The 25,004-nt window shown below is 49.1% G+C and carries 14 protein-coding genes and 2 pseudogenes; 13 read left to right on the top strand and 3 right to left on the bottom strand.

All coding sequences use genetic code 11. The annotated features are described in order from the left end of the window. Window positions 1-16: 16 nt before the first annotated feature. From paaK to paaY, 3 genes are all read left to right on the top strand, one after another. The gene (gene paaK, locus KXD89_RS11655) at window positions 17-1,330 is read left to right on the top strand and encodes a phenylacetate--CoA ligase PaaK (protein WP_000632280.1); all 1,314 of its coding nucleotides are present in this window, start codon (window positions 17-19) and stop codon (window positions 1,328-1,330) included. Window positions 1,331-1,430: 100 nt separating this feature from the next. Further along, entirely contained in the window at window positions 1,431-2,381 is a 951-nt protein-coding gene (gene paaX, locus KXD89_RS11650; protein ID WP_072647375.1) for a phenylacetic acid degradation operon negative regulatory protein PaaX, read from the top strand. Further along, the gene (gene paaY / locus KXD89_RS11645) at window positions 2,363-2,953 is read left to right on the top strand and encodes a phenylacetic acid degradation protein PaaY (protein WP_001123464.1); all 591 of its coding nucleotides are present in this window, start codon (window positions 2,363-2,365) and stop codon (window positions 2,951-2,953) included. The genes paaX and paaY overlap by 19 nt, the downstream gene beginning before the upstream one ends. 103 nt (window positions 2,954-3,056) lie before the next feature. On the opposite strand, the gene KXD89_RS11640 is transcribed toward paaY, so the two are convergent. Next, entirely contained in the window at window positions 3,057-3,122 is a 66-nt protein-coding gene (locus tag KXD89_RS11640; RefSeq protein WP_010723099.1) for a hypothetical protein, read from the bottom strand. 161 nt (window positions 3,123-3,283) lie between these two features. Between KXD89_RS11640 and KXD89_RS11635 the strand changes: the two are divergent. After that, window positions 3,284-5,809 (top strand): annotated as a pseudogene (locus KXD89_RS11635) (beta strand repeat-containing protein); the annotation flags it as partial. A 3-nt stretch (window positions 5,810-5,812) separates the two neighbouring features. On the opposite strand, the gene KXD89_RS11630 reads toward KXD89_RS11635, so the two are convergent. Then, window positions 5,813-7,041, bottom strand: a protein-coding gene (locus KXD89_RS11630; protein WP_088895425.1) for an IS3-like element IS2 family transposase whose coding sequence is annotated in 2 segments (ribosomal slippage) — window positions 5,813-6,726 and window positions 6,726-7,041 — 1,230 coding nt in all. Because the reading frame shifts where the segments join, the coding sequence is not laid out codon by codon here. 208 nt (window positions 7,042-7,249) lie between these two features. Between KXD89_RS11630 and KXD89_RS11625 the strand changes: the two genes are divergently transcribed. From KXD89_RS11625 to KXD89_RS11590, 8 genes and pseudogenes are all read left to right on the top strand, one after another. Beyond that, the gene (locus KXD89_RS11625) at window positions 7,250-8,401 is read left to right on the top strand and encodes an IS30-like element IS30 family transposase (RefSeq protein ID WP_001254932.1); all 1,152 of its coding nucleotides are present in this window, start codon (window positions 7,250-7,252) and stop codon (window positions 8,399-8,401) included. A gap of 6 nt (window positions 8,402-8,407) precedes the next feature. Next, a pseudogene (locus KXD89_RS11620) lies at window positions 8,408-11,905 on the top strand (autotransporter domain-containing protein); the annotation flags it as partial. Window positions 11,906-12,112: 207 nt separating this feature from the next. Continuing rightward, window positions 12,113-12,973, top strand: a complete 861-nt coding sequence (gene pdxI, locus KXD89_RS11615) for a pyridoxine 4-dehydrogenase (RefSeq protein ID WP_000097801.1) — start codon at window positions 12,113-12,115, stop codon at window positions 12,971-12,973. A gap of 62 nt (window positions 12,974-13,035) precedes the next feature. Further along, window positions 13,036-15,342 (top strand): DUF2773 domain-containing bactofilin, encoded by a 2,307-nt coding sequence (locus KXD89_RS11610; RefSeq protein ID WP_000910026.1) that lies wholly within the window; start codon window positions 13,036-13,038, stop codon window positions 15,340-15,342. 170 nt (window positions 15,343-15,512) lie between these two features. After that, the gene (locus KXD89_RS11605; protein WP_000177515.1) at window positions 15,513-16,118 is read left to right on the top strand and encodes a CDP-alcohol phosphatidyltransferase family protein; all 606 of its coding nucleotides are present in this window, start codon (window positions 15,513-15,515) and stop codon (window positions 16,116-16,118) included. Beyond that, complete coding sequence (locus tag KXD89_RS11600; protein ID WP_000890941.1) at window positions 16,118-17,014, top strand: phosphatidate cytidylyltransferase; 897 nt, start codon at window positions 16,118-16,120, stop codon at window positions 17,012-17,014. Before KXD89_RS11605 ends, KXD89_RS11600 begins: the two co-directional genes overlap by 1 nt. Before the next feature lie 15 nt (window positions 17,015-17,029). Then, the gene (locus tag KXD89_RS11595; RefSeq protein ID WP_000431845.1) at window positions 17,030-18,787 is read left to right on the top strand and encodes a bifunctional alpha/beta hydrolase/class I SAM-dependent methyltransferase; all 1,758 of its coding nucleotides are present in this window, start codon (window positions 17,030-17,032) and stop codon (window positions 18,785-18,787) included. Next, a complete protein-coding gene (locus KXD89_RS11590) occupies window positions 18,777-20,093 on the top strand; it encodes a phosphatase PAP2/dual specificity phosphatase family protein (protein ID WP_000627368.1) in 1,317 nt (438 codons plus the stop codon). The genes KXD89_RS11595 and KXD89_RS11590 overlap by 11 nt, the downstream gene beginning before the upstream one ends. Before the next feature lie 53 nt (window positions 20,094-20,146). Here KXD89_RS11590 and azoR read toward each other — a convergent pair whose 3' ends face one another. Then, on the bottom strand, window positions 20,147-20,752 hold the full coding sequence (gene azoR / locus KXD89_RS11585; RefSeq protein WP_000048950.1) for an FMN-dependent NADH-azoreductase: 606 nt from the start codon (window positions 20,750-20,752) through the stop codon (window positions 20,147-20,149). A gap of 200 nt (window positions 20,753-20,952) precedes the next feature. Between azoR and hrpA the strand changes: the two genes are divergently transcribed. Beyond that, on the top strand, window positions 20,953-24,855 hold the full coding sequence (gene hrpA / locus KXD89_RS11580; protein ID WP_000139543.1) for an ATP-dependent RNA helicase HrpA: 3,903 nt from the start codon (window positions 20,953-20,955) through the stop codon (window positions 24,853-24,855). Window positions 24,856-25,004 lie beyond the last annotated feature (149 nt).

Genomic DNA, 25,004 nt, shown 5'->3' with positions numbered 1-25,004 from the left:
CTGCGAGTACCCTACAATGATAACCAATACAAAGCTTGACCCGATTGAAACCGCGTCTGTTGATGAGTTACAGGCGTTGCAAACACAGCGTCTGAAATGGACGCTCAAACACGCGTATGAAAATGTGCCGATGTATCGGCGCAAATTCGACGCAGCAGGCGTACATCCTGATGATTTCAGGGAACTTTCAGACCTGCGTAAATTTCCCTGTACCACCAAACAGGATCTGCGCGACAACTATCCCTTTGACACCTTTGCCGTGCCAATGGAACAAGTGGTGCGCATTCATGCTTCTTCGGGAACCACAGGTAAACCGACAGTTGTCGGCTATACGCAAAACGATATTGATAACTGGGCCAATATTGTAGCGCGTTCTTTGCGTGCGGCAGGGGGCTCGCCCAAAGACAAAATTCATGTTGCCTATGGTTACGGCCTGTTTACTGGTGGGCTGGGTGCGCACTATGGTGCCGAACGTCTGGGCGCTACGGTGATCCCGATGTCTGGCGGGCAGACGGAAAAACAAGCGCAACTGATCCGTGATTTTCAACCAGATATGATCATGGTTACGCCATCTTATTGCCTTAACCTGATTGAAGAGCTGGAGCGGCAGTTGGGCGGTGATGCCAGCGGTTGCTCGCTGCGGGTTGGAGTATTTGGTGCTGAGCCGTGGACACAGGCCATGCGTAAAGAGATTGAGCGTCGCCTGGGGATCACCGCACTGGATATTTATGGCCTGTCAGAAGTGATGGGGCCGGGGGTGGCGATGGAGTGTCTGGAAACTACCGACGGCCCAACCATTTGGGAAGATCATTTCTATCCTGAAATTGTTAATCCTCATGACGGCACACCGCTTGCCGATGGTGAACATGGCGAACTGTTATTCACCACGCTGACCAAAGAAGCATTGCCGGTCATTCGTTACCGCACGCGTGATTTAACCCGACTGTTACCAGGAACGGCGCGGACTATGCGCCGCATGGATCGCATCAGCGGACGCAGCGATGACATGTTGATTATTCGCGGTGTAAATGTCTTTCCGTCACAACTGGAAGAAGAGATTGTCAAATTCGAACATTTATCGCCGCATTACCAACTGGAGGTGAACCGCCGGGGGCATCTTGATTCACTTTCTGTGAAAGTGGAGTTGAAAGAAAGTAGCCTGACATTGACGCATGAGCAGCGTTGCCAGGTATGCCACCAGCTGCGCCATCGGATTAAGTCGATGGTGGGGATCTCTACCGATGTGATGATCGTTAACTGTGGCAGTATCCCGCGTTCAGAAGGCAAGGCGTGTCGGGTGTTTGATCTGCGCAATATTGTTGGTGCCTGACGTATCGTCTGGCCCTGGTGGGGTAAAGCGCCAGGGCCAGAAGTCGATACGACCTGTGCTATGATTCATAAATCACAACAATAACAACAGACTGAAGCGAATGAGTAAACTTGATACTTTTATCCAACATGCTGTAAACGCTGTTCCGGTCAGTGGCACATCTTTGATCTCCTCTCTGTATGGTGATTCGCTTTCCCATCGTGGTGGTGAAATCTGGTTGGGTAGTCTGGCTGCTTTGCTGGAAGGGCTGGGATTTGGTGAGCGTTTCGTGCGCACCGCTTTGTTTCGTCTTAATAAAGAAGGCTGGCTGGATGTTTCCCGCATCGGGCGACGCAGTTTCTATAGCCTCAGTGATAAAGGCTTGCGCCTGACGCGACGGGCAGAAAGTAAAATTTATCGCGCAGAGCAACCTGCATGGGATGGTAAATGGCTCCTGTTGCTCTCGGAAGGTTTAGATAAATCAACGCTGGCTGATGTCAAAAAGCAGTTGATCTGGCAAGGTTTTTGCGCACTGGCACCCAGCCTGATGGCATCGCCGTCGCAAAAACTGGCCGATGTACAGACACTTTTGCATGAAGCGGGTGTGGCGGATAACGTGATTTGTTTTGAAGCGCAAATACCACTGGCGCTTTCTCGCGCAGCACTGCGTGCCAGAGTAGAAGAGTGCTGGCATTTAACTGAACAAAATGCCATGTACGAAACCTTTATTCAGTCATTCCGCCCGCTGGTGCCGCTTTTAAAAGAGGCGGCAGACGAGTTAACCCCGGAGCGGGCATTTCATATTCAGCTTTTACTGATCCATTTTTATCGCCGTGTCGTCCTTAAAGACCCATTGTTGCCGGAGGAGTTGCTTCCGGCACACTGGGCAGGGCATACGGCGCGTCAGCTGTGTATCAACATTTATCAGCGCGTAGCGCCTGCTGCTTTAGCGTTCGTTAGTGAAAAAGGTGAAACCTCGGTCGGTGAACTGCCTGCGCCGGGAAGCCTGTATTTTCAACGTTTTGGCGGCTTGAATATTGAACAGGAGGCGTTATGCCAATTTATCAGATAGACGGTCTGACTCCGGTTGTGCCAGAAGAGAGTTTTGTCCATCCGACAGCGGTATTGATCGGCGATGTTATTCTCGGCAAGGGCGTTTACGTTGGGCCAAATGCCAGCCTGCGTGGCGATTTTGGTCGTATCGTGGTGAAAGATGGCGCGAACATTCAGGATAATTGCGTTATGCACGGTTTTCCCGAGCAGGATACTGTTGTAGGAGAAGATGGACATATTGGTCATAGCGCTATCCTTCACGGCTGCATTATCCGCCGCAATGCATTAGTGGGAATGAACGCGGTAGTGATGGACGGTGCGGTGATTGGCGAGAACAGCATTGTTGGTGCATCCGCATTTGTGAAAGCCAAAGCAGAAATGCCAGCTAATTACCTGATTGTCGGCAGCCCGGCGAAAGCGATTCGTGAACTCAGTGAGCAGGAGTTGGCATGGAAAAAGCAGGGTACGCATGAGTACCAGGTGCTGGTGACACGCTGTAAGCAGACGTTACATCAAGTCGAGCCATTGCGGGAAATTGAACCTGGCAGGAAACGCCTGGTATTTGATGAGAATCTGCGACCGAAACAGTAACAGATGTAAAATTATTTTGTCCCTTTAATTATAAAGCAGAGTTATGTTTAAGCTCTGCTTTATTTATTTGAGTATTAATTCATACCGTTTTTTCATCATATAATTATTTATAATGAGAATGTGGTTTTAATTTGTAATTTATATTATATACACAATTTATATATTTCATGGTCTTTTTTTATTCACCTGAATTATAATTGTGAATTATAGGAAAGTATGTTTGATTAGATAATAATCTACTGGCAATATTGGATGTCTTCTATGTTTTAAATAACTAATTGGTCGGGTTAGTGCATCCGGCTTTCTTTATATTCGCCAGAAGGATTTATTATGCAAAGGAAAACTCTATTGTCGGCCTGTATTGCATTAGCTCTGAGTGGTCAGGGTTGGGCGGCAGATATCACAGAGGTAGAAACCACCACAGGTGAAAAGAAAAATACCAATGTGACTTGTCCGGCAGACCCAGGAAAACTCAGTCCGGAAGAGCTTAAACGCTTACCCTCTGAATGCTCTCCTTTAGTCGAACAAAACCTGATGCCATGGCTTTCCACAGGCGCTGCTGCGTTAATCACGGCCTTAGCCGTAGTGGAACTAAACGACGATGATGATCATCATCATCGCAACAATTCTCCACTCCCACCGACACCCCCTGATGATGAATCAGACGACACTCCAGTTCCCCCAACTCCTGGCGGAGATGAGATAATACCGGACGATCCGGATGATACGCCTACACCTCCCAAACCGGTTTCGTTTAATAATGACGTTATTCTCGATAAAACAGAAAAAACGTTAACTATTCGCGATTCAGTTTTTACTTATACCGAGAATGCTGACGGGACTATATCTCTGCAAGATAGCAATGGTCGTAAGGCAACGATTAATCTTTGGCAGATTGATGAAGCGAATAACACTGTTGCCCTTGAAGGGGTGAGCGCAGATGGCGCAACGAAGTGGCAATATAATCACAACGGTGAGCTTGTTATTACGGGTGATAATGCCACAGTAAACAACAATGGCAAAACCACCGTTGACGGTAAAGATTCCACCGGTACGGAAATCAACGGTAATAACGGGAAAGTGATTCAGGACGGCGATCTGGATGTCAGCGGCGGCGGTCACGGTATTGATATCACCGGTGACAGCGCGACGGTGGATAACAAGGGCACCATGACCGTCACCGATCCGGAGTCCATGGGTATCCAGATCGACGGTGACAAGGCCATCGTCAATAACGAAGGCGAGAGCACCATCACCAACGGTGGCACCGGCACCCAGATTAATGGTGATGACGCCACGGCAAACAACAACGGCAAAACCACCGTTGACGGCAAGGATTCCACCGGTACGGAAATCAACGGTAATAACGGAAAAGTTATTCAGGACGGCGATCTGGATGTCAGCGGCGGCGGTCACGGTATTGATATCACCGGCGACAGCGCAACGGTGGATAACAAGGGCACCATGACCGTCACCGATCCGGAGTCCATCGGTATCCAGGTTGACGGCGACCAGGCGGTTGTTAACAACGAAGGCGAGAGCGCCATCACCAACGGTGGCACCGGCACGCAGATTAACGGTGATGACGCCACGGCAAACAACAACGGCAAAACCACCGTTGACGGCAAGGATTCCACCGGTACGGAAATTGCTGGCAATAACGGGAAGGTGATTCAGGACGGCGATCTGGATGTCAGCGGCGGCGGTCACGGTATTGATATCACCGGCGACAGCGCAACGGTGGATAACAAGGGCACCATGACCGTCACCGATCCGGAGTCCATCGGTATCCAGATTGACGGCGACCAGGCCATCGTCAATAACGAAGGCGAGAGCACTATCACCAATGGCGGCACCGGCACTCAGATCAACGGTAACGACGCCACCGCGAATAACAGTGGAAAAACCACTGTTGATGGAAAAGATTCCACGGGTACCAAAATCGCGGGCAATATCGGCATTGTAAATCTGGATGGTAGCCTGACTGTTACAGGCGGTGCGCATGGTGTTGAGAACATTGGTGACAACGGCACGGTTAACAACAAAGGAGATATTGTTGTTTCCGATACTGGATCGATTGGCGTGCTCATCAACGGTGAGGGGGCAACAGTATCCAATACGGGTGATGTTAACGTTAGCAATGAAGCGACAGGGTTCAGCATCACAACCAACAGTGGGAAGGTTTCGCTGGCAGGCAGTATGCAGGTTGGCGATTTCTCGACCGGGGTAGATCTTAATGGCAACAATAACAGCGTGACGCTGGCGGCAAAAGATCTAAAAGTGGTCGGGCAGAAAGCGACGGGCATAAACGTTTCTGGCGATGCGAATACAGTGAATATCACTGGTAACGTTCTGGTTGATAAGGATAAAACCGCAGACAATGCGGCGGAATATTTCTTCGATCCATCCGTGGGTATCAACGTTTACGGCAGTGATAATAACGTGACGCTGGATGGAAAGTTAACTGTTGTATCAGACAGTGAGGTTACTTCTCGTCAGAGTAATTTATTTGATGGCAGCGCAGAGAAAACGTCAGGTCTGGTTGTGATTGGCGATGGCAATACCGTTAATATGAATGGTGGACTTGAACTGATTGGAGAGAAAAACGCGCTTGCAGATGGGTCGCAGGTTACTTCCTTGCGCACAGGATATAGTTATACCAGCGTTATTGTCGTTAGTGGTGAGTCGTCGGTATATCTGAATGGAGATACGACAATCAGCGGAGAATTCCCTCTGGGGTTTGCCGGGGTTATTCGGGTACAGGATAAAGCTTTGCTGGAAATTGGCAGTGGCGCTACGCTAACAATGCAGGATATTGACAGTTTTGAACATCATGGGACAAGAACCCTGGATTTGCCCCTATATTTCCAGACATCTGTTATCACTTAACCCATTACAAGCCCGCTGCCGCAGATATTCCCGTGGCGAGCGATAACCCAGCGCACTATGCGGATGCCATTCGTTATAATGCTCGAACGCCTCTGCAAGGTTCTTTGCTGCCGTTAACCCGTCTGGTTTGGGCATGATACTGATGTAGTCACGCTTTATCGTTTTCACGAAGCTCTCTGCTATTCCGTTACTCTCCGGACTCCGCACCGCCGTGTTCTTCGGTTCAAGTCCCAACATCCGGGCGAACTGGCGTGTTTCATTAGCCCGGTAGCATGAACCATTATCCGTCAGCCACTCCACTGGAGACGACGGAAGATCGTTGCCGAAGCGGCGTTCCACCGCTCCCAGCATGACGTCCTGTACTGTTTCACTGTTGAAGCCGCCGGTAGTGACCGCCCAGTGCAGTGCCTCACGATCACAGCAGTCCAGCGCGAACGTGACACGCAGTCTCTCTCCGTTATCACAGCAGAACTCGAACCCGTCAGAGCACCATCGCTGATTGCTTTCTTTCACGGCCACTCTGCCTGTATGTGCCCGTTTCGATGGCGGTACAGCAGGTTTTCGCTCAAGCAACAGCGCATTCTGGCGCATGATCCGGTAAACACGTTTGGCATTGATCGCAGGCATACCATCAAGTTCTGCCTGTCTGCGAAGCAGCGCCCATACCCGACGATAACCATACGTTGGCAGCTCTCCGATAACATGGTGTATACGGAGAAGCACATCCGTATCATCAGTGTGACGACTGCGGCGGCCATCCATCCAGTCATCGGTTCGTCTGAGAATGACGTGCAACTGCGCACGCGACACCCGGAGACAACGGCTGACTAAGCTTACTCCCCATCCCCGGGCAATAAGGGCGCGTGCGCTATCCACTTTTTTGCCCGTCCATATTCAACGGCTTCTTTGAGGAGTTCATTTTCCATCGTTTTCTTGCCGAGCAGGCGCTGGAGTTCTTTAATCTGCTTCATGGCGGCAGCAAGTTCAGAGGCAGGAACAACCTGTTCTCCGGCGGCGACAGCAGTAAGACTTCCTTCCTGGTATTGCTTACGCCAGAGAAATAACTGGCTGGCTGCTACACCATGTTGCCGGGCAACGAGGGAGACCGTCATCCCCGGTTCAAAGCTCTGCTGAACAATTGCGATCTTTTCCTGTGTGGTACGCCGTCTGCGTTTCTCCGGCCCTAAGACATCAATCATCTGTTCTCCAATGACTAGTCTAAAAACTAGTATTAAGACTATCACTTATTTAAGTGATATTGGTTGTCTGGAGATTCAGGGGGCCAGTCTAAACCCCAGAACTTACTTATGCTGATTCCGGTGCGAAAATTGTTAATAAAGGTACTTGTAGATTCAATTGGTCAACGCAACAGTTATGTGAAAACATGGGGTTGCGGAGGTTTTTTGAATGAGACGAACATTTACAGCAGAGGAAAAAGCCTCTGTTTTTGAACTATGGAAGAACGGAACAGGCTTCAGTGAAATAGCGAATATCCTGGGTTCAAAACCCGGAACGATCTTCACTATGTTAAGGGATACTGGCGGCATAAAACCCCATGAGCGTAAGCGGGCTGTAGCTCACCTGACACTGTCTGAGCGCGAGGAGATACGAGCTGGTTTGTCAGCCAAAATGAGCATTCGTGCGATAGCTACTGCGCTGAATCGCAGTCCTTCGACGATCTCACGTGAAGTTCAGCGTAATCGGGGCAGACGCTATTACAAAGCTGTTGATGCTAATAACCGAGCCAACAGAATGGCGAAAAGGCCAAAACCGTGCTTACTGGATCAAAATTTACCATTGCGAAAGCTTGTTCTGGAAAAGCTGGAGATGAAATGGTCTCCAGAGCAAATATCAGGATGGTTAAGGCGAACAAAACCACGTCAAAAAACGCTGCGAATATCACCTGAGACAATTTATAAAACGCTGTACTTTCGTAGCCGTGAAGCGCTACACCACCTGAATATACAGCATCTGCGACGGTCGCATAGCCTTCGCCATGGCAGGCGTCATACCCGCAAAGGCGAAAGAGGTACGATTAACATAGTGAACGGAACACCAATTCACGAACGTTCCCGAAATATCGATAACAGACGCTCTCTAGGGCATTGGGAGGGCGATTTAGTCTCAGGTACAAAAAACTCTCATATAGCCACACTTGTAGACCGAAAATCACGTTATACGATCATCCTTAGACTCAGGGGCAAAGATTCTGTCTCAGTAAATCAGGCTCTTACCGACAAATTCCTGAGTTTACCGTCAGAACTCAGAAAATCACTGACATGGGACAGAGGAATGGAACTGGCCAGACATCTAGAATTTACTGTCAGCACCGGCGTTAAAGTTTACTTCTGCGATCCTCAGAGTCCTTGGCAGCGGGGAACAAATGAGAACACAAATGGGCTAATTCGGCAGTACTTTCCTAAAAAGACATGTCTTGCCCAATATACTCAACATGAACTAGATCTGGTTGCTGCTCAGCTAAACAACAGACCGAGAAAGACACTGAAGTTCAAAACACCGAAAGAGATAATTGAAAGGGGTGTTGCATTGACAGATTGAATCTACACTGTTGAAATTCAGAATTTAGGTTTTGCTTTTGTTACTGGTGAAAATACAACAGGTATAAATAGTGGCACGATCTCGTTATTACAAAATGGTAAAGATCCGGCACCGTCTCCCATTGTTTTACTGGCTACTAACGGAGGGAGCGCCACTAATGCAGGTACGATCACAGGTAAAGTGACGGAACAACATAGCGTATTTAACAAGTATTCAACGGGCACATCGAATTCATTTATTTTTAATAACGATGTCAGTAGCATAACAGGGTTAGTCGCTCAATCGAATAGCACAATTATCAATACTGACAGCGGCATCATTGATTTGTATGGTCGTGGTAGTGTCGGCATGCTTGCTATAGCAGATTCAACAGCAGAAAATCAGGGTAAAATTACACTGGATTCTATGTGGGTAGATGCAAATGACACTACCGCAATGCGAGATATAGCTAGCAACAGCGCCATTGACTTCGGTACAGGTGTGGGAGTTGGTACTGATAGTTATAGTGGTGCAGGGAAAAATGCAACAGCAATTAACCAATTGGGCGGTGTTATAACTATTTATAACGCCGGCGCAGGTATGGCGGCCTATGGCGCCAGCAATACAGTTATTAACCAGGGGACGATTAACCTCGAAAAAAATGGTAATTATGACGATAGTCTGGCAGCAAATACTCTGGTAGGGATGGCTGTTTATGAGCATGGTACTGCTATCAACGACCAGACGGGTGTTATCAATATCAATGTTGGTACTGGTCAGGCGTTTTATAACGATGGCACAGGAACAATTGTTAACTATGGTACAATCTGCACTTTCGGCGTGTGCCAATCGGGGAATGAGTACAATAATACAGATGATTTCACCTCACTGATCTATACCGGTGGCGATACGATTACACGAAGCGGAGAAACTGTAACGCTAAATAAATCTGCTGCTGTGACTGATAAGCTGGCTGGGAATGTTGTTAATAGCGGAACGCTTTCCGGTGATCAAATTACGGTATCAAGCGGTCTTCTGGAAAATACCAGCGGTGGCATCATCAATAACTTAGTAAAACTTGACAAGGGTGCCGTCATTAAAAATGCCGGGGTGATGACGAATAACGTCGATGTTAGCGGTGTAATCCTCAATAATGCCGGAGAAATGACTGCGCAAATTACCATGAATGCTGGTGCTGATAGTTCGTTAGTGAACAACACCGGAACCATCAATAAAATCGTGCAGAACGCGGGGGTATTCAATAATAGTGGCAGTGTAACAGGGCGGATGATGTCGGCTGGCGGGGTCTTTAATAATCAAACTGACGGGGCGATTATGAGAGGTGCTGCGCTGACAGGTACTGCAGTGGCAAATAACGAAGGAACCTGGAACCTCGGAAGTAGTAGTGAGGGTAACAACACCGGGATGCTGGAAGTTAATAATAATTCAGCTTTCAATAACCGCGGCGAGTTTATTCTTGATAACGACAAGAATGCTGTGCACATCAACCAGTCCGGTACGCTTTATAATACCGGTCACATGAACATCAGTAATTCTTCCCACAACGGAGCCGTTAATATGTGGGGCGGAAATGGTCGTTTTATCAATGACGGAACGATTGATGTTTCTGCGAAGTCACTGGTAGTCAGCGCTAATAATGCCGGCGATCAGAATGCCTTCTTCTGGAACCAGGATAACGGGGTCATCAACTTCGATCACGACAGCGCCAGTGCCGTGAAAGTCACCCACAGCAACTTTATTGCCCAGAATGACGGCATCATGAACATCAGCGGCACCGGTGCTGTGGCTATGGAAGGTGATAAGAACGCGCAGCTGGTTAACAATGGCACCATCAACCTCGGTACCGCAGGCACTACTGACACGGGTATGATCGGTATGCAACTCGATGCCAACGCCACGGCGGATGCGGTAATCGAAAACAACGGCACCATCAATATCTTCGCCAATGACTCGTTTGCATTTAGCGTACTGGGTACAGTAGGTCATGTGGTTAACAACGGCACGGTGGTGATTGCCGATGGGGTTACGGGTTCTGGACTGATCAAGCAGGGCGACAGCATCAATGTTGAAGGTATGAACGGTAACAACGGTAATAGCAGCGAAGTGCATTATGGCGACTATACGTTGCCGGATGTGCCGAAGCCCAATACGGTTAGTGTAACGTCGGGAAGTGATGAGGCTGGTGGCAGCATGAACAACCTCAACGGCTATGTCGTCGGTACCAACGTTAACGGCAGCGCCGGGAAGCTGAAGGTTAACAATGCCAGCATGAACGGCGTGGAGATTAACACGGGCTTTACCGCTGGTACGGCAGACACCACTGTGAGTTTTGATAACGTAGTGGAAGGTAGCAACCTGACCGACGCTGACGCCATCACCTCAACGTCCGTGGTATGGACTGCCAAAGGCAGCACCGATGCCAGCGGTAACGTTGACGTCACCATGAGCAAAAATGCCTACACCGATGTGGCAACAGATGCCTCGGTGAATGACATCGCGAAAGCACTGGATGCGGGTTACACCAACAACGAACTGTTTACCAGCCTGAACGTCGGCACGACTGCTGAACTGAACAGTGCTCTGAAACAGGTCAGCGGTAGCCAGGCGACCACGGTATTCCGCGAAGCGCGCGTGTTAAGCAACCGCTTTAGTATGCTGGCAGATGCCGCGCCGAAAGTGGGTAACGGTCTGGCGTTCAACGTTGTCGCGAAAGGCGATCCGCGTGCCGAGTTAGGTAATAATACCGAATACGACATGCTGGCATTGCGTAAAACTATCGACCTGAGCGAAAGCCAGACGATGAGTCTGGAGTACGGTATCGCTCGTCTCGATGGTGATGGTGCGCAGAAAGCGGGTGATAATGGCGTTACAGGCGGTTATAGCCAGTTTTTTGGCCTGAAACATCAGATGTCGTTCGATAACGGCATGAACTGGAATAACGCCTTGCGTTACGACGTTCACAACCTTGACAGCAGCCGCTCGATTGCATTTGGCAACACGAACAAAACGGCTGATACCGACGTGAAACAGCAGTACCTGGAGTTCCGCAGCGAAGGGGCGAAGACTTTCGAACCGAGCGAAGGACTGAAGGTTACGCCATATGCGGGTGTAAAACTGCGTCACACACTGGAAGGTGGCTATCAGGAGCGCAATGCCGGAGACTTTAACCTGAATATGAACAGTGGCAGCGAAACGGCGGTGGACAGCATCGTCGGGCTGAAACTGGACTACGCAGGTAAAGACGGCTGGAGCGCTAGCGCTACGCTGGAAGGCGGGCCGAACCTGAGCTACGCGAAGAGCCAGCGTACGGCAAGCCTGGCAGGCGCAGGCAGTCAGCACTTTAACGTCGATGACGGTCAGAAGGGCGGCGGCATCAATAGCCTGACAAGCGTCGGCGTGAAGTACAGCAGCAAAGAAAGTTCGCTGAATCTGGATGCGTACAACTGGAAAGAGGATGGCATCAGCGATAAAGGCGTGATGCTGAACTTCAAGAAAACGTTCTAATTTTTAGCATGTGATCCCTAAACCGCAACGCTGATACAGGTTGCGGTTTTTTTATTGCCGGATGTGGTACGTGACGCGTTTTGTTTTGTGTCTTTCAGGACAATAGAGCAACTCATCCAGTAATCTTGTTTACACCTTCGCATTATTTATCTCTTTTCGTTTCTATACTGATTTTTCTTAATCCGTTTTATTACAGGGCAGGGTGCGATGAGCAGCAATACATTTACTCTCGGTACAAAATCCGTTAACCGTCTTGGTTATGGCGCGATGCAACTGGCAGGTCCTGGAGTTTTTGGCCCCCCACGAGATCGCCACGTCGCTATAACCGTGCTGCGTGAGGCGCTGGCATTGGGCGTCAATCATATTGATACCAGCGACTTTTATGGTCCGCACGTCACCAATCAGATTATCCGCGAAGCGCTTTATCCTTACTCTGACGACCTGACAATTGTCACTAAAATTGGTGCGCGGCGTGGAGAGGACGCATCCTGGTTGCCCGCATTTTCTCCGGCAGAGCTGCAAAAAGCGGTGCACGATAATCTACGTAATCTCGGGCTGGACGTGCTGGATGTGGTTAACCTGCGCGTTATGATGGGGGATGGTCATGGCCCAGCGGAAGGATCGATTGAGGCCAGCCTGACCGTGCTGGCAGAGATGCAACAACAAGGCCTGGTAAAACATATTGGCCTGAGCAACGTCACACCGACGCAGGTTGCAGAGGCGCGCAAGATTGCCGAAATTGTCTGTGTGCAAAACGAATACAACATCGCGCACCGTGCTGATGATGCAATGATTGATGCTTTGGCCCACGATGGCATTGCCTACGTGCCGTTCTTCCCGCTCGGGGGCTTTACACCGCTGCAATCGTCCACACTTTCCGATGTTGCTGCGAGCCTGGGTGCAACACCAATGCAGGTGGCGCTGGCGTGGCTGTTACAGCGTTCACCGAATATTTTGCTGATCCCAGGGACGTCTTCGGTTGCGCATTTACGGGAGAATATGGCTGCTGAAAAATTGCATCTTTCTGAGGAAGTGTTGTCTACGTTGGATGGTATTTCGCGAGAATAACGAATATACAAAAGGGAAAGATGCATTTCCCTTTTTTTCTTTTTTAATGGCATGGAGTGCATATGTTGAAGGCCAGGAATTGCGGCTGGATACGTTTACTGCCCCTGTTTATGCTGAGTCTACCAGTACAGGCGGAACTTCGATGTGTTGCAAATGCAGTTGATATTGAATCATTTTTTTCTGCGGCTACCGCTGAAGATAAACAACAAGTTGAACAAGCTATCAACAGTAGCGTGAATCTTGTCCCCTTCGGTTTATCTGCATCGAACTGGAAAGTGCATCGTGGCGATTTAGTGGTAGAAGGTAATATAGAGAGTAATCAAAAATTGATTGTTCTTGGGAATTTGACAGTCAAAGGTAATATTTCCACTTTCTCTCTTTCTAATCCATGGGTTATTCTCGGTAACGTGACGGCAACGAATATAGTTGCGGATTCACCACTGTTAATTACCGGTTCGATAAATGCAAGTGGACTGGTATTTATCGACTCATATTACGATAATCCGTCTACGATTAAGGGGAGTATTAATGCGCGTGGGATATTTATCAATGACATAATTGCACCTGTTGTTGCGTCTTCGACAAATAGTGAATTCATGGTCCGTGCGAGTGACAAACATGACACTGAAAATGTCAAAAAAGCGCTGATGATAATAAATCCTGATGCATATTATTGGGGGCTAATTAATGATGAAGATGCTCTGAAAGAAATTTTTAAGCGAAGCAATATTCGCATGGCAGGGAATGTCTGTAATCAGATGAAAAAAGAAGCGCTGTTTCGCCCTAAGCCTTCTCCTGAGTTAGTGCAAGAATTGCAAATGCTGGATGAAGGCAAAGTTGCTGCATTTGAAGGACGAGACATTGCGACATTTGATCTTGCCGTAATGCGAACTCTCCCAAGGCTTAAAGGAATTTCAGCTAACCTACGCAAACAACTTATTAATAGCAATGATGAACAAACGATTGAAAGTATGGCGAGATATATGCCTGACAATGAGATTCTGGAGTTGACCGATCAGCAATTGGGTTACCAGCCTGTTGTTCTGGGGTTGCTCGACCGTGAACCGCTCTCTGTCGAAATAATGACGCGAATGAGTCGTCTACCTGATGGTGTCGGTCCGTTGAATCTTGCGCTACGTGAAAATCTCCCTCTGGATATCGTCATGACTCTGGCGAAAAGAGATTGGGATATGATCATTCAGGAGCTTTATAAAGATGCGTGGTTATTGCCTGAATCCATTATTGATGGCTATATCCGCAGTGATGATTCCTCTATTCGTCAGGTCGGTGCTGGAGGACAACTCACCTACAATCAGGCAATGCAGTTGGCGAACGATTCATCAAACAATGTTGTCACAAGCTTAGCGTTCAAGCTGGCAGAGATGAAACACCATGGTCAATTGTTGCGGATGACGCCACAAGAGAGTGACAAAGTTGCAGGCTATTTATACCAAAAATTCGAGAATGACGATGATCTAATACGTGTGTTATTTTTAGCATTGCCAGATAACTTACAGTTTAATTTTGTTAAAAGGATGGAGAAAAAATCCCCGGCCTACTTTTGCTGTCGGGATATGCAGGTAATTCACTCTGACGCTGCTTTACAACGGTTATTGACACGTTTCAACGATCCTGAAGGGTGGAGTAATCTGGCGAAAAATCAGTATCTGAGCACGTCGATGAAACAAAAAATTTGGCAACGTGCTTTATCGCATCGGAAAAATAATCCGAAAGCAGATTCAGATGCATATGAAACCAGCGCTGATATGATTTTGTCTGAGCTGATTAGCCACGGCGAAGTTGATGACCAGATGCTATTAAATGCCACCGCCCTGATACGTTCGGACGACTGGGACTTTTTAGAGAGTGCATTAATTAGTTGGGATAATTTACCCGCTGTTGTTCTCAAGGAATTACAGCAAAACACGCCACGCAATGATATTTGGGCGAAGTTTTTTCTGAGGCAGGAAAACAGTTCCCGTGCGCAGGTTGACGAAGCGTTACGTGTTTATTATGCACTAGACCCCGATGCGTTAGCACAACTGGATGTACTGGCAAAACAACCGGATCGTATATGGTGGAGTACACTGGCGAAAAGCAATCTCACATTTTTCAAGTTCGGCGCACTTAACAACCGCCACACACCGCCTGCAGTACTGGCGGCAGAAATTGATCCCGAGTGGTGGATTGTGGCGATGAATAATCCCCGTTTTCCAGTTGATGTATTAAAGGCGAGGCTGAAACGTGATCCTTTGCTGGCGTTAGAGCTTGTTAACCCTGAACTGGATTTAGTCCGCCAGCTGGCGCTTAACGGTAAGACGCGCGCAATACGGGAACAAGCGATGAGAAAACTTGATGAGTTGTATTGATCCACAACGTAATGTTTTTTAACTATCTGATTAATTGGGGATAATCATTCCTGACAGTGAGTCCCCAATACCTTGATATATTCTGAATTTTTAATGAAACGGCGTGTTGCGATATCTCCGTCAGGGGAATTGATGCACCATAGCGCAAACCGAATTATCAAGGATTGATAATGACGCTCTACCAGATAAAACCGCTCTTTCAGTCGCTGTTAAGGCCGACGATGTTTTGGCTTTATAAGCACCACGTTACAGCGAATCACATCACTCTTGCTGCACTGGCGCTTTCTCTTCTTACCGGATTGCTGTTGATGTTGGCGGCACAACCCATCCTCTTTTTGCTATTGCCCATCGTGCTTTTTATCCGTATGGCGCTCAATGCGCTGGATGGCATGTTGGCGCGTGAGTGCAACCAGCAAACACGTCTGGGGGCGATTTTGAATGAGACTGGCGATGTTATTTCCGATATTGCGCTCTATTTACCATTTTTATTTTTACCGGAAAGTAACGCATCACTCGTGATACTCATGTTATTTTGCACCATATTGACCGAGTTTTGCGGTTTACTCGCGCAGACGATTAACGGTGTTCGCAGTTATGCCGGTCCATTTGGCAAAAGCGATCGCGCGTTAATATTTGGTCTGTGGGGTCTGGCCGTTGCCATTTATCCACAGTGGATGCAGTGGAATAATCTTTTATGGAGCATTGCTTCAATTCTGCTTCTCTGGACTGCGATTAATCGTTGTCGGAGTGTGCTTCTTATGAGCGCTGAAATATAATGCTGGAAAAATCTCTGGCAACACTTTTCGCGTTGTTAATTTTAGCAACGCTGATAAACCGTTTTCTGCTATGGCGGTTACCGGAGAGAAAAGGGGGTGAGGTTACATTACGTATTCGTACCTGGTGGGGCATCGTCATTTGTTTTTCAATGGTGATTTCAGGTCCACGCTGGATGACGTTGACGTTTTTTGCGCTGATAAGTTTTCTGGCATTGAAAGAATATTGTACGCTTATATCTGTACATTTTCCGCGTTGGTTATATTGGGGTATTCCTCTTAACTATTTGCTTATCGGTTTTAATTGCTTTGAGCTGTTTCTGTTATTTATACCTTTGGCTGGGTTTCTGATATTAGCCACCGGGCAAGTTTTAGTGGGTGACCCCTCTGGTTTTCTGCATACCGTGAGCGCCATTTTTTGGGGCTGGATAATGACCGTTTTCGCCTTGAGTCATGCCGCCTGGTTATTAATGTTGCCAACCACAAATATCCAGGGCGGGGCGTTACTGGTGTTATTTCTTTTGGCATTAACCGAGTCAAACGATATTGCACAGTATTTATGGGGAAAATCCTGCGGCAGAAGAAAAGTGGTCCCTAAAGTCAGCCCGGGAAAAACATTGGAAGGTCTGATGGGCGGCGTCATCACCATCATGATTGCGTCACTGATTATCGGACCGTTACTGACACCGCTAAATACATTACAGGCATTATTAGCGGGTTTGTTAATTGGTATTAGTGGTTTTTGCGGCGATGTCGTGATGTCAGCCATCAAACGAGATATTGGTGTTAAAGATAGCGGAAAACTATTGCCAGGACATGGCGGACTCCTTGACAGGATTGACTCATTAATTTTCACCGCTCCGGTATTTTTTTATTTTATACGCTACTGCTGTTACTGAAGGAAAATAGAGAAAATGGAAAATTCACGCATCCCTGGGGAACATTTTTTTACCACCAGTGATAATACAGCGTTGTTTTATCGGCACTGGCCCGCTTTACAGCCCGGGGCGAAAAAGGTCATCGTCTTATTTCATCGCGGGCATGAACATTCTGGTCGTCTACAACATCTCGTTGATGAACTGGCGATGCCAGATACTGCTTTTTATGCCTGGGATGCCCGAGGGCATGGAAAAAGTTCGGGGCCGCGTGGTTATAGCCCATCTCTTGCGCGTTCAGTGCGGGATGTCGATGAATTTGTCCGTTTTGCTGCCAGCGACAGCCAGGTTGGACTGGAAGAGGTGGTAGTGATCGCGCAAAGCGTCGGCGCAGTGCTGGTTGCCACATGGATTCATGATTATGCACCTGCAATTCGCGGGCTGGTGCTGGCTTCTCCGGCCTTTAAGGTTAAATTGTATGTGCCGCTGGCACGTCCTGCGCTGGCGTTATGGCATCGTCTGCGTGGTCTGTTTTTTATTAATTCCTATGTGAAAGGACGCTATTTGACCCACGATCGGCAACGGGGGGCGAGTTTCAATAATGATCCGCTGATCACACGGGCGATTGCCGTTAATATCTTGCTCGATCTCTACAAAACGTCTGAACGTATTATTAGAGATGCGGCGGCGATTACGCTCCCCACGCAACTTCTGATATCAGGCGATGACTATGTGGTGCATCGCCAACCGCAGATTGATTTTTATCAGAGATTACGTAGCCCTCTGAAAGAGCTGCATCTGCTGCCAGGCTTTTATCACGACACGTTGGGTGAAGAGAACAGGGCGCTGGCATTTGAAAAAATGCAAAGCTTTATTAGTCGTTTATATGCTAACAAATCGCAAAAATTTGATTATCAGCATGAAGACTGCACAGGACCATCAGCGGATCGATGGCGGCTACTTTCTGGTGGACCCGTGCCATTATCGCCGGTTGATTTAGCGTATCGCTTTATGCGAAAGGCGATGAAATTGTTCGGGACGCACTCTTCGGGCCTGCATCTCGGAATGAGCACCGGCTTTGATTCAGGCAGTTCGCTGGATTATGTCTATCAAAATCAACCGCAAGGTAGTAACGCATTCGGGCGTTTAGTCGACAAAATCTACCTGAACAGTGTTGGCTGGCGCGGTATTCGCCAGCGCAAAACCCATTTACAAATACTGATTAAACAAGCCGTTGCCGATCTCCACGCCAAAGGTTTAGCCGTCCGCGTGGTTGACATTGCCGCAGGGCATGGGCGCTATGTACTGGATGCGCTGGCAAACGAGCCTGCCGTAAGCGATATTTTGTTACGTGATTACAGCGAGTTAAATGTTGCACAGGGGCAAGAGATGATTGCTCAACGGGGAATGTCTGGGCGGGTGCGTTTTGAACAGGGCGATGCGTTTAACCCGGAGGAACTCAGCGCGTTAACTCCGCGGCCTACGCTGGCGATTGTCTCTGGCCTGTATGAGCTTTTTCCCGAAAATGAGCAGGTAAAAAACTCACTCGCAGGTCTTGCCAATGCCATCGAACCGGGCGGCATTCTCATCTACACCGGGCAGCCGTGGCACCCTCAACTGGAGATGATTGCCGGGGTGTTAACCAGTCATAAAGATGGTAAACCGTGGGTAATGCGCGTGCGTTCGCAAGGGGAGATGGATTCACTCGTGCGTGATGCCGGATTTGATAAATGCACACAACGGATTGATGAGTGGGGTATTTTTACGGTTTCGATGGCGGTGCGTCGTGATAACTGAACGTCGGAACGTATTGCTACAAGGCGCTGGCTGGTTATTGTTGCTGGCCCCGTTTTTCTTCTTCACCTATGGATCTCTTAATCAGTTCACCGCGGTTCAGGACCTTAACAGCCATGATATCCCCAGTCAGGTATTCGGTTGGGAAACGGCGATCCCTTTTCTTCCCTGGACTATTGTTCCTTACTGGAGTCTGGATCTTTTATATGGATTTTCGCTGTTCGTTTGTAGCACGACATTCGAACAGCGCCGACTTGTCCACCGGCTTATTCTGGCAACGGTAATGGCCTGCTGCGGTTTTTTGCTCTATCCGCTGAAGTTTAGTTTTATCCGTCCTGAAGTGAGTGGGGTGACGGGATGGCTATTTTCGCAACTTGAACTGTTTGATCTGCCTTATAACCAGTCTCCTTCGCTGCATATTATTCTCTGCTGGCTACTTTGGCGTCACTTTCGTCAGCATCTGGCTGAGAGGTGGCGTAAAGTCTGCGGCGGATGGTTTTTACTCATCGCCATTTCGACGCTGACGACCTGGCAGCATCATTTTATTGATGTCATCACAGGGCTGGCGGTAGGTATGTTGATTGACTGGATGGTGCCCGTCGACCGTCGTTGGAATTATCAGAAACCTGATCAACGTCGAATCAAAATAGCACTGCCCTATGTCGTAGGCGCGGGCTCGTGCATTGTATTGATGGAGCTAATGATGATGATTCAGTTATGGTGGTCAGTCTGGTTATGTTGGCCAGTATTATCGCTACTCATAATTGGCCGTGGGTACGGTGGGCTTGGCGCGATAACAACAGGGAAAGATAGTCAGGGGAAACTACCGCCCGCCGTTTACTGGCTGACATTGCCCTGCCGCATCGGGATGTGGCTGTCTATGCGTTGGTTTTGTCGTCGCCTGGAGCCGGTGAGCAAAATGACTGCTGGTGTTTATTTAGGGGCGTTTCCACGACATATTCCGGCACAGAATGCGGTTCTGGACGTCACCTTTGAATTCCCTCGCGGACGAGCCACAAAAGATCGACTCTATTTTTGTGTACCGATGCTGGATCTGGTGGTTCCGGAAGAGGGGGAGCTCCGACAGGCCGTGGCGATGCTGGAAACATTACGCGAAGAGCAAGGCAGCGTTCTGGTCCATTGTGCATTGGGATTATCGCGCAGTGCGCTGGTGGTGGCGGCATGGTTGTTATGTTACGGACACTGTAAAACCGTTAATGAAGCGATTAGCTATATTCGAGCCAGACGCCCGCAGATTGTGCTGACAGACGAGCACAAAGCGATGCTGAGATTATGGGAAAACAGGTAAGTGGATTGAGATGTGGACTGAATATCTACAGTCCACATCAAGACCGTGTCCGGTTATGCAGAAACAATGCTGTCGATGGCTGCTTTTGCGTCAGACTGTGCTTTCGCTGCCATTTCCGGACCGTATGCGATCCCTTCGGCGAAGACAAATTTCACATCGGTAATGCCGATAAAGCCGAGGAACGTGGACAGATACGGCGTCACCAGGTCCGTTGGTCCATCTTTGTGGATCCCGCCGCGGCTGGTAATAACGATGGCTTTTTTACCCGTTACCAGACCTTCCGGACCGTTCTCGGTATAGCGGAAAGTAACGCCTGCGCGGGCAACCAGGTCAAAATAGTTTTTCAACTGAGTCGAGATGTTGAAGTTATACATCGGTGCCGCAATAACGATAACGTCGTGGGCTTTCAGCTCGGCAATCAACTCATCGGAAAGTGCCAGAGCTTCCTGCTGACGCGGAGTCAGCGGCGCATCGCTCGGACGCAGAGCGCCAACCAGTTCGCCATCCAGTACCGGAATCGGATTTGCAGCCAGGTCGCGAACGGTGATTTCATCAGCGGAGTGCTTTTCGCGCCATTGTTCAACAAAATAATCGGACAACTGATTAGACTGAGAGTACCCTGCCAGGATGCTGGATTTAAGAACTAATACCTTGCTCATGGTGTTTCCTTATAGATGTTTGAATGGGCGATGCCCCGTTGCTTGTTGACACTTTATTCACAATCCTGCCACAGAGATAGCGCAATAAATCGAAGCCTATGTTCGAATTTATTGAACAACGCATAGAAAGCCGCGATGTGGTACTCTATATCTATCATTTAAAAGAAAATTAATCAGGCAGACTACTGCCCACTAACGTTATGACAGAACAACAAAAATTGACCTTTACGGCCTTGCAGCAGCGGCTGGATTCGCTGATGCTGCGTGACAGACTGCGTTTTTCTCGCCGTCTGCACGGCGTGAAGAAGGTTAAAAATCCTGATGCACAACAGGCCATTTTCCAGGAGATGGCGAAAGAGATTGACCAGGCGGCAGGGAAAGTCCTGCTGCGTGAAGCGGCACGACCGGAAATTACTTATCCTGACAATTTACCGGTTAGTCAGAAAAAACAGGACATTCTCGAAGCGATTCGTGATCACCAGGTGGTGATCGTCGCCGGGGAAACGGGTTCTGGTAAAACGACTCAGTTACCGAAAATCTGTATGGAGCTGGGGCGCGGGATTAAAGGACTGATCGGCCATACCCAGCCGCGTCGTCTGGCGGCAAGAACAGTGGCGAACCGTATTGCGGAAGAGCTGAAAACGGAGCCGGGCGGTTGCATCGGTTACAAAGTGCGTTTCAGCGATCACGTAAGTGATAACACGATGGTCAAGCTGATGACCGACGGTATCCTGCTGGCGGAGATCCAGCAAGACCGCCTGCTGATGCAGTACGACACTATCATTATTGACGAAGCGCACGAACGCAGCCTGAATATCGATTTTTTGCTCGGCTATTTGAAAGAGTTGCTGCCGCGGCGTCCTGACCTAAAAATCATTATCACTTCCGCGACTATCGACCCGGAACGCTTTTCGCGCCACTTTAATAATGCGCCGATTATTGAAGTCTCCGGTCGGACCTATCCGGTGGAAGTGCGCTATCGCCCGATTGTTGAAGAAGCCGATGACACCGAGCGCGATCAGTTGCAGGCGATTTTTGACGCCGTAGACGAACTGAGTCAGGAAAGCCATGGCGACATTCTGATCTTTATGAGCGGCGAGCGGGAAATCCGCGATACCGCCGATGCGCTGAACAAGCTGAACTTACGCCATACCGAAATCTTGCCGCTTTATGCGCGGCTTTCGAACAGCGAACAAAATAGGGTATTCCAGTCGCACAGCGGACGGCGCATTGTGCTGGCGACCAACGTCGCGGAAACGTCGCTGACCGTACCGGGGATTAAATACGTTATCGACCCCGGTACAGCGCGTATCAGCCGCTACAGCTATCGCACCAAAGTGCAGCGTTTGCCGATTGAGCCGATTTCCCAGGCGTCTGCCAATCAGCGTAAAGGCCGCTGTGGTCGTGTGTCCGAAGGGATCTGTATTCGTCTCTATTCCGAAGACGATTTCCTCTCGCGCCCGGAGTTTACCGATCCGGAGATTCTGCGTACCAACCTGGCCTCGGTTATTTTGCAGATGACCGCGCTGGGGCTGGGCGATATCGCTGCGTTCCCGTTTGTCGAAGCACCGGATAAACGCAATATCCAGGATGGCGTGCGTCTGCTCGAAGAGCTGGGCGCGATCACCACTGATGAACAGGCCAGCGCCTATAAACTGACGCCGCTCGGTCGCCAGCTCTCGCAGTTGCCTGTCGACCCACGTCTGGCGCGTATGGTGCTGGAAGCGCAAAAACATGGCTGCGTGCGTGAGGCGATGATTATCACGTCCGCGCTCTCCATTCAGGATCCGCGCGAACGTCCGATGGACAAACAGCAGGCATCGGACGAAAAACATCGTCGCTTCCACGACAAAGAGTCTGACTTTCTCGCGTTTGTGAATCTGTGGAATTATCTTGGCGAGCAGCAAAAGGCGCTTTCTTCCAACGCCTTCCGTCGCCTGTGTCGTACCGATTATCTCAACTATCTGCGCGTGCGCGAATGGCAGGATATCTACACCCAGTTGCGTCAGGTGGTGAAAGAACTTGGCATTCCGGTTAACAGCGAACCGGCGGAGTATCGCGAAATTCACATTGCGTTGCTGACCGGTTTACTTTCCCATATCGGCATGAAAGATGCCGATAAACAAGAATATACCGGCGCACGTAACGCGCGTTTCTCCATCTTCCCCGGTTCTGGTTTATTCAAAAAACCGCCTAAATGGGTAATGGTGGCGGAACTGGTAGAAACCAGCCGCCTGTGGGGGCGCATTGCTGCGCGTATCGACCCGGAATGGGTGGAGCCAGTTGCTCAGCATTTGATTAAACGCACCTACAGCGAACCGCACTGGGAACGGGCGCAGGGCGCGGTGATGGCAACGGAAAAAGTCACTGTTTATGGTTTGCCGATTGTTGCCGCGCGCAAGGTCAACTACAGCCAGATCGATCCGGCGTTATGTCGTGAACTCTTTATTCGCCACGCGCTGGTGGAAGGTGACTGGCAGACGCGTCACGCATTCTTCCGTGAAAACCTGAAACTACGGGCGGAAGTAGAAGAGCTGGAACACAAATCACGTCGCCGCGATATTCTGGTTGATGACGAAACGTTGTTTGAGTTCTACGACCAGCGCATCAGCCACGATGTAATCTCCGCTCGCCACTTCGACAGCTGGTGGAAAAAAGTCAGCCGCGAAACGCCTGATTTGCTCAACTTTGAAAAAAGCATGTTGATCAAAGAGGGCGCAGAAAAAATCAGCAAGCTGGATTACCCGAACTTCTGGCATCAGGGCAATCTCAAGCTGCGTTTGAGCTATCAGTTTGAGCCCGGCGCGGATGCTGACGGTGTGACCGTACATATTCCGCTGCCGTTACTTAACCAGGTTGAGGAAAGCGGGTTTGAATGGCAGATCCCCGGTCTGCGCCGCGAACTGGTGATTGCTCTGATTAAATCGTTGCCGAAACCGGTACGCCGTAATTTTGTACCCGCGCCAAACTATGCCGAAGCGTTTTTAGGCCGCGTCAAACCGCTGGAGTTACCGTTGCTCGACAGCCTTGAGCGCGAGTTACGGCGGATGACCGGCGTTACCGTTGACCGCGAAGACTGGCACTGGGATCAGGTGCCCGATCACCTGAAAATTACCTTCCGCGTGGTGGATGACAAAAACAAGAAGCTAAAAGAAGGGCGCTCGCTACAAGATCTGAAAGATGCGCTGAAAGGCAAAGTGCAGGAAACGCTATCTGCGGTGGCGGATGACGGTATCGAGCAGAGCGGCTTACATATCTGGAGTTTTGGTCAGCTGCCGGAAAGCTACGAACAGAAGCGTGGCAACTACAAAGTGAAGGCGTGGCCGGCGCTGGTGGATGAGCGCGACAGTGTGGCGATCAAACTGTTTGATAACCCGCTGGAGCAAAAGCAGGCAATGTGGAACGGTCTTCGCCGTCTACTGCTGCTGAATATTCCATCGCCAATCAAATATTTACATGAAAAGTTACCGAACAAAGCCAAGCTGGGACTGTACTTTAACCCGTATGGCAAAGTGCTGGAGCTGATCGACGACTGTATCTCCTGCGGTGTGGATAAATTGATCGACGCCAATGGTGGCCCGGTCTGGACGGAAGAAGGCTTTGCTGCGCTGCATGAAAAAGTGCGTGCCGAACTGAACGACACGGTGGTGGATATTGCGAAGCAGGTCGAGCAAATCCTTACGGCAGTGTTCAATATCAACAAACGTCTGAAAGGGCGGGTGGATATGACCATGGCGCTGGGGCTTTCTGACATTAAAGCGCAGATGGGCGGGTTGGTATATCGCGGTTTTGTCACTGGTAACGGCTTCAAACGGCTGGGCGACACGCTGCGATATTTGCAGGCGATTGAAAAACGGCTGGAAAAACTGGCGGTTGATCCACATCGCGACCGTGCGCAGATGCTGAAAGTCGAAAACGTCCAGCAGGCGTGGCAGCAATGGATCAACAAACTGCCGCCCGCACGTCGTGAGGATGAAGACGTGAAAGAGATCCGTTGGATGATAGAAGAGTTGCGCGTTAGTTACTTCGCTCAACAACTTGGTACGCCTTATCCGATTTCAGATAAGCGTATTTTGCAGGCGATGGAGCAGATTAGCGGTTAACCCTGCTATTTGCCTGATAAAGAAAAAACCCGGTAAGCATTTAGCGCCGGGTTTTTTATTAATTCTAAAACGGTAAGGGTAAAAATTCAGGAATTCAGAAAAATACAATTCTCTGCTGCAAGATGAATAATGTTTATCTACAGCATTTC

The organism is Escherichia sp. TC-EC600-tetX4 (genome assembly GCF_019356055.1).
Lineage (GTDB): Bacteria > Pseudomonadota > Gammaproteobacteria > Enterobacterales > Enterobacteriaceae.
Note: the sequence above shows the minus strand (reverse complement) of the source record. Positions and strands in the feature narration are given on the sequence as shown.

What these genes read in the sequence shown, in the direction of transcription:
- azoR (WP_000048950.1), bottom strand. Translation starts at nt 20,752, where the DNA reads ATGAGCAAGGTATTAGTTCTTAAATCCAGCATCCTGGCAGGGTACTCT.
- KXD89_RS11625 (WP_001254932.1), top strand. Translation starts at nt 7,250, where the DNA reads ATGAGACGAACATTTACAGCAGAGGAAAAAGCCTCTGTTTTTGAACTA.
- KXD89_RS11595 (WP_000431845.1), top strand. Translation starts at nt 17,030, where the DNA reads ATGGAAAATTCACGCATCCCTGGGGAACATTTTTTTACCACCAGTGAT.
- KXD89_RS11600 (WP_000890941.1), top strand. Translation starts at nt 16,118, where the DNA reads ATGCTGGAAAAATCTCTGGCAACACTTTTCGCGTTGTTAATTTTAGCA.
- hrpA (WP_000139543.1), top strand. Translation starts at nt 20,953, where the DNA reads ATGACAGAACAACAAAAATTGACCTTTACGGCCTTGCAGCAGCGGCTG.
- paaX (WP_072647375.1), top strand. Translation starts at nt 1,431, where the DNA reads ATGAGTAAACTTGATACTTTTATCCAACATGCTGTAAACGCTGTTCCG.
- pdxI (WP_000097801.1), top strand. Translation starts at nt 12,113, where the DNA reads ATGAGCAGCAATACATTTACTCTCGGTACAAAATCCGTTAACCGTCTT.
- KXD89_RS11610 (WP_000910026.1), top strand. Translation starts at nt 13,036, where the DNA reads ATGTTGAAGGCCAGGAATTGCGGCTGGATACGTTTACTGCCCCTGTTT.
- paaK (WP_000632280.1), top strand. Translation starts at nt 17, where the DNA reads ATGATAACCAATACAAAGCTTGACCCGATTGAAACCGCGTCTGTTGAT.
- KXD89_RS11605 (WP_000177515.1), top strand. Translation starts at nt 15,513, where the DNA reads ATGACGCTCTACCAGATAAAACCGCTCTTTCAGTCGCTGTTAAGGCCG.
- paaY (WP_001123464.1), top strand. Translation starts at nt 2,363, where the DNA reads ATGCCAATTTATCAGATAGACGGTCTGACTCCGGTTGTGCCAGAAGAG.